Source organism: Neobacillus sp. GCM10023253 (assembly GCF_042653105.1).
Classification (GTDB): Bacteria; Bacillota; Bacilli; order Bacillales; family Cytobacillaceae; genus Neobacillus; species Neobacillus citreus.
Genome location: NZ_JBHSHV010000016.1, coordinates 72,626 through 81,869, shown reverse-complemented (window position 1 = coordinate 81,869; position 9,244 = coordinate 72,626). Strand labels below are relative to the sequence as shown.

Here is a 9,244-nt window from a genome sequence, read left to right as displayed (position 1 = left end):
CCATGTGAACACGTCCTTTTAAATGATGATTGTATTATAATCTAAATCTCATTTTTACGTGTCCACTTTTTAGACTAACCTCACTATTGGACATTTCCACTCATACCCGTACCCGATTTGTCCTTTACATGCCCCTCTATTGGACATTTCCACTCATAGTCGTACCCGATTTGTCCTTTACGTGCCTCCTATTGGACATTTCCACTCATAGCCACACCGGTTTTGTCCTTTAGAAGCCCTCTATTGGACATTTCCACTCATAGCCGCACCGGTTTTGTCCTTTAGAAGCCCTCTATTGGACATTTCCACTCATAGCCGTACCCGTTTTGTCCTTTACATGCCCCTCTATGGACATTTCCACTCATAGCCGCACCGGTTTTGTCTTTTAAAAGCCTCTTAATAGATATTTTGCTTCCAAAGAGATAGCATATTGTCTTTTACAGCTCAGACAAGTACTTTTCAATCAACTCCATGGAAAAGCCTTTCCGATAAAGTGCCTGTTTCATTTTTTGCTCGAATTCAAAACCGCTATATTGCGAGTATTTCCGAACGGCCTTTTCCCCTTGATAACGGATTGCTTCAAGCTCGCTACCACCATTGCCATCATCGTCAACAGCAGCATCAGCTCTCATCGTACCCGCATCCTCAAGCGCAATCTGAATAACCTCAAACGAATACCCTTTGCGAAGCAGCATTTGTTCCAACTTTTGTTTTTGAATTCGCAGCGAATCCTTAGATCCCTTTTTGAAAAACTTCTCGCAGAGCTTCACGGCCTTTTCGATTTGCTGTTCTCGCGGAAATTCCTTTAGCGCCTCAACCAAAATTACCTCGCTAATCCCCTTTTGTTTCAGTTCCTGCTTGACCACATCAGGGCCTTTATCCGTAGTATTTGCCTGTGTCCGCACATAGGCGAAGGCAAATTCCCTGTCATTTATGTATTTCTGAGCTGTCAGCTTATGAATCACCTCATTTACAACTGGCTCTTCCATTTCTTTTTCAACAAGATAGTCCCGGATTTCTTTCTCCGACCTTATTCGCCTTGCCAGGTAATGAACTGCTAAATTGTAGGCTTTTCGAATGTCGTCTTGATATTGAATTTCCAAAAGAGAAAATTCATCTACTTCCATCCCTTTTTTTAAGCCAAATTTGATCAGAACATCACTGTCAACACTAAAGGCAAACTGTTCACCTTTGCCGTAATCCATAAAAATATTAAAACGGTCTGTATTTTTTTGCTGCGTGGTGATTTTTGTAATTATAGCCATCACGGTCACCCCCACTCTAATTTACCATATTGGTCAAAAAATATAATAAAATAAAGGTAATAAGGAGGGCGGAAAAAATGAAAATAGCGATTGCAGGCGGAACAGGCTTTGTTGGTAAAGCACTTGTACATGAATTAACCAAAAACGGCCATCAGGTCATTGTTTTAACGCGAAACTCAAATCAGGATGGCCCCAGCGTTCAATATGTCCAATGGCTGCAAGCAAACTCAAACCCTGCCCCGTCCCTGGCAGGAACAGATATCATCATCAACCTCGCCGGTGAATCCATAAACAGCGGCCGCTGGACCGAACAAAGAAAGCAAACAATCTTGAACAGCCGGCTCGAAGCCGTCCATGAGCTTCTAAAAATCATGAACGAATTAAACCCAAGGCCAAAAGCATTTATCAACGCCAGTGCGGTCGGATATTACGGGACCTCATTCAAGAAGACTTTTTCAGAAGAAAACAAAGGCAGCAGCAATGACTTCCTGTCATGTACAGTCATGGAATGGGAAAACGAAGCCGCAAAGGCCACAGAAATCGGGATTCGGACTGTTTTTTGCAGATTTGGCATCGTCCTTGATAAAGCAGAAGGTGCCCTGCCAAAAATCGCACTCCCTTATAAATCGTTTATTGGCGGGCCTATCGGCATAGGAAAGCAGTGGATGTCCTGGATTCATATTGACGATGTTGTTAAGGCTATACTCTTTATCATCGAAAATGAAAAAATTCAAGGTCCGGTTAACTTTACAGCCCCAAATCCTGTCACCATGAATGAATTCGGCAAAGTGCTAAGCGAAGTTCTCAAGCGGCCGAACTGGCTTCCAGTGCCTAGCTTTGCCTTAAAAACTCTATTAGGGGAAATGAGCACACTGGTGATCGATGGTCAAAAAGTGCTGCCAGCCAAACTCTTGGAATCCGGCTACACCTTCCAATATCCAGATTTAAAACCTGCGCTGAAAAATATATTTTCCTAAAGACAGTATCTTTCCTCATCGATAAGGCAAAAATGGTGAAGTGTACATTATGTACCATTTTTACCTAATTCAAATAGTTGAAAGGAATGAGCATGATGTCAGAAAATAAGAAGCGCAATAAAGATCGGGAAAGAACTAATTTAACAAGTATGCAGGAGGTCGCGTACGGCCATGAGTTTAAAATGGCGGACCGGGCCGGCGGCTACACGAAACGTAAAAGATAACAACTAAAAACTTTATATAATTTTTCCATTAATGGACCCCTTGCCATTTGCAAATGCTAGTAAAGGGAGCAGGCCTTTTGCTCCACTAGCGATAAAATGAAAGGGGTTTTTTTAATGGGCCGTTCACATGGACATAAGAGTCGTGACAAAAACAAAGCCTCACTTCCTCAAGTACCGAAAAATATGAAATCAGATGGACAAGATGTAGAATTCTCCAAGGAAATGGCTGATGGAGCTGACTTAGAAGCAATGGCGCGCGCAAATGCGGCAAATCAGCGCGTCAGAAATCGCAAATAATAAATGAAAACTAGCCGATTGGCGAGTCCGAGAGGACGGTTCATGAGGCGTAGTTGAATTTATACTTTTAGCTAAAAAAAGAAGAAGCAGGATTCCTGCTTCTTTAATGTATTTAAAGGGGGAGTTAACGATTATTAATTGGTGCTGCCTTATTGCGTTTTTACCTCATTTACATGAGCTTTTTTGAAATAGCCTTTGATAAAAGGAACTGCATATCGGTCAAGACCGAAGTAGTAAGCTCCTGCACCTGCGAATAACAGAATCATCGCGGCTGTATAAAGAATTGGGTTCGTGCTTGTCGTGCCTGCCAGCATAAAGTTCAAGTTCATAAATGCACCGGCAATCAAGGCTGGGATTGTGGCTAAACCAACGATTAAACCAAGACCGACTAACATTTCTCCCCAAGGTATTAATGTATTAAAAATTCCCACGTTAGGCATAGCGAATTGCTGTAAGAAATCTGCATACCATGCTTGAACCGCAGGGTGTTCGCCAGTTGCTGCCGCCATTGCTCCTTTTAGGAACCCTGTAGCATCGAAACCACCAGTTAACTTATTATAACCTGCTTCTATCCATTGTAATCCAAGCCAAACACGTAATACTGTCCAAACAACCGCTGCGTAAGGAGTTTTGTACCATCTCATCATAATCATCTCCATAGTTTTTTGTGAAATGTTTCACAAATTTAACTTTAAGTTATTCCCTTATGAAAGGGATTGATCAGCTAGCTGTGTCTTGTAAGGAAGTCTTTGTGAATTGCTTCACTATCTTCTTTACACTTTTAATATACTCTCCTGCTATTGAAAAAACAACGGCTTTCACAGTTTCTTAACATATTAATGTTAGATATATGAAGAGATTGTGAACGCAATACAGCAAGTTCCCCCTCCTCTTTTGTGAACAATGTTTATAATGTAGACAACATCAGCTCCCCCCTTATAAAACCTGATTTTTACAATCAGCTTTTCTGTTAATAACTAACGGTGGATAACCGCTTTCAAAATTGTGGATAATGTGCATAACATTGTGGACTACCTATAAATACAGGACTTTAGATGTGGAAAAAACACTGGATAAATGAATGTCCATTCAAAACAAAAGGAGCATCACATAAAAGATGCCCCTCAATCCAACCCTATAATGCCTTCGCTTCCTCAATACCCCTCACGAGGAATTCTTCATTACCCAGAATCGAAAAATATTGAACCGATGGTTGCCTTTGCGCAAGCTGCTCGATATCCTTTTTGGAACCCTTTAGGACAAAGATTCCCTCAGAGATTTCATCCACCAGGGTAATCGCGGGACTGCCATATTTTTGGACCAGACCCTGGACCAGCCAGTACTCCCTCTGGTGTTCATTTTTCAACTCAATGTCCTCCCCTGAGGTTTTCAAATAATTAGACTTCGGCACGTGGCTTTGACATACGTGGACCAAATCCTCGATTATGGCACTAGCCGTTGGGTACATGCCTGCGCCCGGTCCTTGAAGGGTGATTTCACCAACGATATCAGATTTTACATTTACCGCATTCTCCACTCCCTCAACATGGTAAAAAGGGTGCTCAGAGCCGACCAGAACCGGCTTCACCGATGCCTGGATGCGGGTGCCCGACTTCCAGATGCTCGCAATATGTTTAAACCGTAACCCTAAGTTTTGCGCTGCTTCAATCAATTCACTCGTAATAGACGTAATCCCAACCCGTTCAACATCACGCCAGTCAGGCTCTTCTCCAAATGCCAGCCTGCTTAAGATCATTGTTTTATAAAAAGCATCATAGCCTTCCACGTCATTGGTCGGATCCGCCTCGGCATAGCCATTTTCCTGCGCCCGCAGCAAGCTTTCGGCAAATGACTGCCGTTTTTCCCTCATTTCGGTCAAGATGAAATTGGACGTTCCATTGAGGATTCCCAGGATCCGCTGGACACGATTAATTTTTAAAAGCTGACCGAGCGTTTGAATGACCGGAATCCCTCCAGCCACTGTCGCCTCAAAACCAACCGACACCTGATGCTGTTCTGCCAACTCGACAAGCTCATTCCCGTGGTGGGCAAACATCTCCTTATTCGCTGTAATGATGTGGCAGCCCCGTTGGATTGCTTTTTTCAAGTAGGTAAAAGTCGGGTCTTTATCCACGATGCATTCAATCACGACATCAAGCTTCGGCAATTGCAGAATTTCTTCGAAATCCGTTGTCAGCAGAACATTCCCGCTAATATCCCGCGGCTTTTGCTTATTTCTAACAAGGACGGCAGCAACCTCTACTTCCTTCCCTAATTCTGCCGCCAGCTCATTGCTATGTGATTGAATGGTCCGATAAACCCCTTCACCCACCGTACCGAACCCGAGAATTGCCACATTAATTACAGACATGTCTGCCACCCCTTTATTTTTTTGAAAAATAAAAACCCTCTTCATAAGAAGAGGGCTCTATTCCTCCTCTTATCTATCAGGCTACAAATAACCTGCAGGAATTAGCACCTTTTCAAGGAATACCTTGAAGGTTGCCGGGCTTCATCGGGCCTAGTCCCTCCGCCGCTCTGGATAAGAGTATTTATTTGATTTTTCATTAAATTTCCAAAGATATATAAAAAGTATATTATCTGAATTTTCAAGAGTTGTCAATATTAAAGTGGCAAAAGGGCGACCGTTTCTTTTGCTGCTAATTTCTCAACCATGTCCAGCCATTCCTGTGGTTTATTGGAAAGCACAGAATAATAGGTAGTTAGAAAGTCTTTGACAAGTGATGCCGGTATTTCGGCGATTTCTTCCTTAATCGGCATGAAGCATAGATCCAGCCCGGACACAGCTTCCCCATTGTTTTCCCAAGACGGGTGAACATAGGCAAGGTCAAGACGCTTATAGCCTAAATGTGACAGAACCTCACGGCGCACGTACGGGTACATGACCTTCACACCGCCAAATTCGTGGTGCTCTACACGGTATGGGTCATAGATTTCGGCAAACATTCCGAACAGCTCCGTACCGTTTTGGGCAGCAAGCTGTTTTAAGTCTTTTAGACGATTTTCAGCTAAAAATCGGCCAAGCGAGAGACCTGGTTTGCTGATGATCGTGAAGTCGGTCATCGCAATATTCCAGTCAGGATAATAGCGGTACTCAGTCGCACCGACGACCTGGTCCTGATCGACGGCAACGAACACGCGGATACTTGGGTCTTCTAACGGTTCTTTCCACAATTCATAATCTAGGACCTCTTCCGGTGGAAAAATCTGTCCCATTAAATCGTGAAGCTTTTTAAAATTGGGGTCTTCGATATTGGTAATGCGTTTAAATTCCATTGGTTCTGATTCCCCTTATAAATTATTTAAACGGGTTCTTCCATTCCATTAATGCCGCATTGTTAAGGGATTCTTCATCCTCTAAATAGTTTCTGGCGACACCGATTGGCACACGTCCGCAGCGAAGGAGAAAGCTGATGACAGGATCCTTCAGCTCGCCCTTTATGACAGCGTCGAGATACTCTTCCGGCGTCATTTTTTCAGCCACTTTATGATAGCCCGGCATCCGCCCGCCGCCAAGAAGACGGTCATACCCTTTTTCAATGACCACATGATACATGGCATGCATCATTAATTTTCCGAGTCCCAGCTTACGGTACTTCGGACGGACGCTGATATCGACAATGTAGAGGGTGTTGCCGTTCGGATTATGGTTGCGGATATAGCCGTGGTCGGTCACTTCTTCCCATGTATGGCTGTGACTAGACGGGTCCAACTCGACACAAACTCCGGTCAGGGAGCCCGCCAATTCTCCATTGATTTCAACGCATAATGCCCCTTCCGGAAACAGTGTCACATGATTCGTTAATTGTTCTTCATTCCACCAAAGCTCGGATGGAAAAGGAGGCGGGAAGCATTCGGACTGGATTTCGATAAGCTGATCAAAGTCCTCCATTGTGTAATTACGTATACAAACCGGCAGCGGCCGGTCCTGATCATAAACGTAAAATTCACTGCGATACATGAAAAGGCCTCCCTCGTTTTAATTCCAATCTGTATATAAATCAGTGCGGCGGTCGCGCCAGGTGGTCACAGAACCACGCTCGCGAACTTCGTATAGCAGTTCCAGGTCAAGATCGGCTGTTACGACCATGTCGTTGTTGATTTCCCCTTCTACTAAAAGCCCTTTTGGCGGGAACGGAATGTCGTTTGGAGTGATAATGACGGCCTGGCCAAAGTTTGCCCGCATGAAATCAACCGTCGGCAGCGCGCCAACCGTTCCGGTTAATACTACATATACCTGATTTTCAATCGCTCGGGCATGGCTCGTGTAACGGACGCGGTGGAAGCCGTGACGATCGTCCGTGCAGGATGGACAGAAAATAACATCGGCGCCCTTCGCCTTCGCCATCCGGACGATTTCCGGGAATTCAATATCATAGCAGGTTAACAGAGCAATTTTTCCTTTTTCTGTTTCAAAAATTTGAAACGAGTCCCCTGCTGCCATATTCCATTCGTTAACCTCGGTTGGTGTGATATGCAGTTTAGCCTGCTCGCCGACGCGGCCGTCTGGGTAAAATAAATGAGCAGTATTGTAAAGCTTGCCATCCTTTTCAAGGACATGGGTCCCCGCGATGATGTGCATGTTGGTTTCTTTTGCAAATTTGATAAATAGTTCACGGTATTGGTTAGTAAAGCTAGGCAGGTCATTGATGGTCAGGCTTTGTCCCTGGCCATTTCCAATGGAAAGTAGTTGCGTAGTAAAGAATTCAGGAAAAAGGACAAATTCAGCCCCGAATTCTTCGGCGGTTTTTATATAATGCTCACATTGAGCGGCAAATTCCGCAAATGAGTTGATTGTGTGAAGATGGTACTGAACAACAGATACTCTAAGTTTCATTTTTCGCCTCCAGGTAAGTTATTGGAAGATAGATTCCATATTGAATTATCTTATAATCTAGCACTTTATACAAATGAAATGCATTCCAAATATGAAAGTAGATAAAAAGCCAGCAGGGGCGCTGGCTTTAATGTAGATATCCTACTAATTTCTTTCCCAAAAGGTAATTTAGTTACCTATTAAACAGCTTACTGCTCTAGTTTTCCCTCAGCAAGTTTAATTTGCTCTCTTACCTGCTCTGGTGAGGTACCGCCAAAGCTATTTCGGACCGCCACCACATGCTCTGGCGCCAAAACAACGTAAATATCCTCTTCAAACAGCGTACTGAACTGCTGATATTCGTCCAGTGTTAAATCCAATAGGAATTTGCCGGATTGAATCGAGTAAAGAACAATTTTTCCAATCACTTCATGAGCCTCGCGGAATGGCAATCCTTTGCGAACGAGGTAATCGGCAATGTCAGTAGCATTAGAGAAGTCATTATTGATGGCTTTTCGCATGACATCCTTGCGAACAGTCATTGTTTCAATCATCGGTGCCAAAAGCTTCAATGAGCCTTCTAGGGTTGCCACCGTATCAAACATTCCCTCCTTGTCTTCCTGGAGGTCCTTGTTATAAGCGAGCGGCAGTCCTTTCAACACAGTCAGCAAGCCAATCAAATTGCCATACGTGCGGCCTGTTTTTCCGCGCAGCAGCTCCGGTACGTCAGGATTCTTTTTCTGCGGCATGATGCTTGATCCTGTACAGAACGAATCATCGAGCTCAACAAACTGAAATTCCTGGCTTGACCAAATAACCAATTCCTCTGAAAGACGAGAAATATGTGTCATGATAATCGAGCCAATCGACAGGAATTCAAGGATAAAGTCGCGGTCGCTGACGGCATCCATGCTATTCGGATAAATGGTTTCAAAGCCCAATTGCTCGGCAACAATCCCACGGTTAATCGGGAAAGTTGTTCCTGCCAACGCACCGGAACCAAGCGGAAGCCAGTTCACGCGTTTCAGCGAATCCAACAGTCTCTCCTTATCGCGTTCAAACATCCAAAAATACGCCATTAAGTGGTGGGCGAATGAAACAGGCTGCGCGCGCTGCAAATGGGTATAGCCCGGAATCAGCGTTTCCACATGCTCCTTCGCTTGTCCGATAATCGCCTGCTGAACCTCTTCCACCAACGTGATCAGTTCAGTTGTCTTTGTTCTTAAATAAAGATGCATATCCGTCGCCACTTGGTCGTTCCGGCTGCGGCCTGTGTGGAGTTTTCCGCCAACCGGTCCAATCTCTTCGATTAGCTGTCTTTCAATATTCATATGAATGTCTTCATCTTCAACTAAAAATTCGACCTCGCCGCGGTCTACTTTTTCCTTAATCAATAGAAGGCCATTTTTAATTTTTTCTGCATCCTCCACTGGAATGATGCCACATTCACCAAGCATCTGCACATGGGCAAGGCTGCCTGCAATATCTTCCTTGGCCAGTTTTTGGTCAAAGGAAATCGAAGCTGTAAACTCTTCTACTAGTTTGTTAGTTTCCTTCGTAAAACGTCCGCCCCATAGCTTAGACATCACTTGCTCCTCCTAAATGTAAGAAGATTGCCCCCGAAACAACTTCGAGGGCACTCCG

Annotated in this window: 10 protein-coding genes and 1 riboswitch; of the genes, 3 read left to right on the top strand and 7 right to left on the bottom strand. The window is 44.1% G+C overall.

From position 1 onward, the window contains the following. Positions 1 to 437 precede the first annotated feature (437 nt). A complete protein-coding gene (gene recX / locus ACFPA1_RS20385; RefSeq protein WP_378585048.1) occupies positions 438 to 1,265 on the bottom strand; it encodes a recombination regulator RecX in 828 nt (275 codons plus the stop codon). A gap of 77 nt (positions 1,266 to 1,342) precedes the next feature. Here recX and ACFPA1_RS20380 point away from each other — a divergent pair, with 77 nt between their 5' ends. From ACFPA1_RS20380 to ACFPA1_RS20370, 3 genes are all read left to right on the top strand, one after another. After that, positions 1,343 to 2,242: a TIGR01777 family oxidoreductase gene (locus ACFPA1_RS20380; protein WP_378585046.1), complete on the top strand. Its 900-nt coding sequence runs from the start codon at positions 1,343 to 1,345 to the stop codon at positions 2,240 to 2,242. 95 nt (positions 2,243 to 2,337) lie between these two features. Next, positions 2,338 to 2,466 (top strand): YfhE family protein, encoded by a 129-nt coding sequence (locus ACFPA1_RS20375; protein WP_213118037.1) that lies wholly within the window; start codon positions 2,338 to 2,340, stop codon positions 2,464 to 2,466. 114 nt (positions 2,467 to 2,580) lie between these two features. Continuing rightward, complete coding sequence (locus ACFPA1_RS20370) at positions 2,581 to 2,763, top strand: YfhD family protein (RefSeq protein ID WP_213118038.1); 183 nt, start codon at positions 2,581 to 2,583, stop codon at positions 2,761 to 2,763. A gap of 149 nt (positions 2,764 to 2,912) precedes the next feature. Here ACFPA1_RS20370 and ACFPA1_RS20365 read toward each other — a convergent pair whose 3' ends face one another. The 6 genes from ACFPA1_RS20365 to argH all read right to left on the bottom strand — a co-directional run bounded on the left by ACFPA1_RS20365 (position 2,913) and on the right by argH (position 9,186). Beyond that, positions 2,913 to 3,407 (bottom strand): DoxX family protein, encoded by a 495-nt coding sequence (locus ACFPA1_RS20365; protein ID WP_378585051.1) that lies wholly within the window; start codon positions 3,405 to 3,407, stop codon positions 2,913 to 2,915. A gap of 491 nt (positions 3,408 to 3,898) precedes the next feature. Beyond that, on the bottom strand, positions 3,899 to 5,134 hold the full coding sequence (locus tag ACFPA1_RS20360; protein ID WP_378585044.1) for a homoserine dehydrogenase: 1,236 nt from the start codon (positions 5,132 to 5,134) through the stop codon (positions 3,899 to 3,901). A gap of 66 nt (positions 5,135 to 5,200) precedes the next feature. After that, a riboswitch (SAM riboswitch) is annotated at positions 5,201 to 5,312 on the bottom strand. A gap of 76 nt (positions 5,313 to 5,388) precedes the next feature. Next, on the bottom strand, positions 5,389 to 6,060 hold the full coding sequence (locus ACFPA1_RS20355; RefSeq protein WP_378585042.1) for a GNAT family N-acetyltransferase: 672 nt from the start codon (positions 6,058 to 6,060) through the stop codon (positions 5,389 to 5,391). Positions 6,061 to 6,082: 22 nt separating this feature from the next. Continuing rightward, a complete protein-coding gene (locus ACFPA1_RS20350; RefSeq protein WP_378585041.1) occupies positions 6,083 to 6,745 on the bottom strand; it encodes a GNAT family N-acetyltransferase in 663 nt (220 codons plus the stop codon). Positions 6,746 to 6,763: 18 nt separating this feature from the next. Then, positions 6,764 to 7,621, bottom strand: coding sequence for a carbon-nitrogen hydrolase family protein (locus ACFPA1_RS20345; protein WP_213146688.1), 858 nt, complete (start codon positions 7,619 to 7,621; stop codon positions 6,764 to 6,766). A 188-nt stretch (positions 7,622 to 7,809) separates the two neighbouring features. Next, positions 7,810 to 9,186, bottom strand: a complete 1,377-nt coding sequence (argH, locus tag ACFPA1_RS20340) for an argininosuccinate lyase (RefSeq protein ID WP_213146687.1) — start codon at positions 9,184 to 9,186, stop codon at positions 7,810 to 7,812. Positions 9,187 to 9,244: the final 58 nt, after the last annotated feature.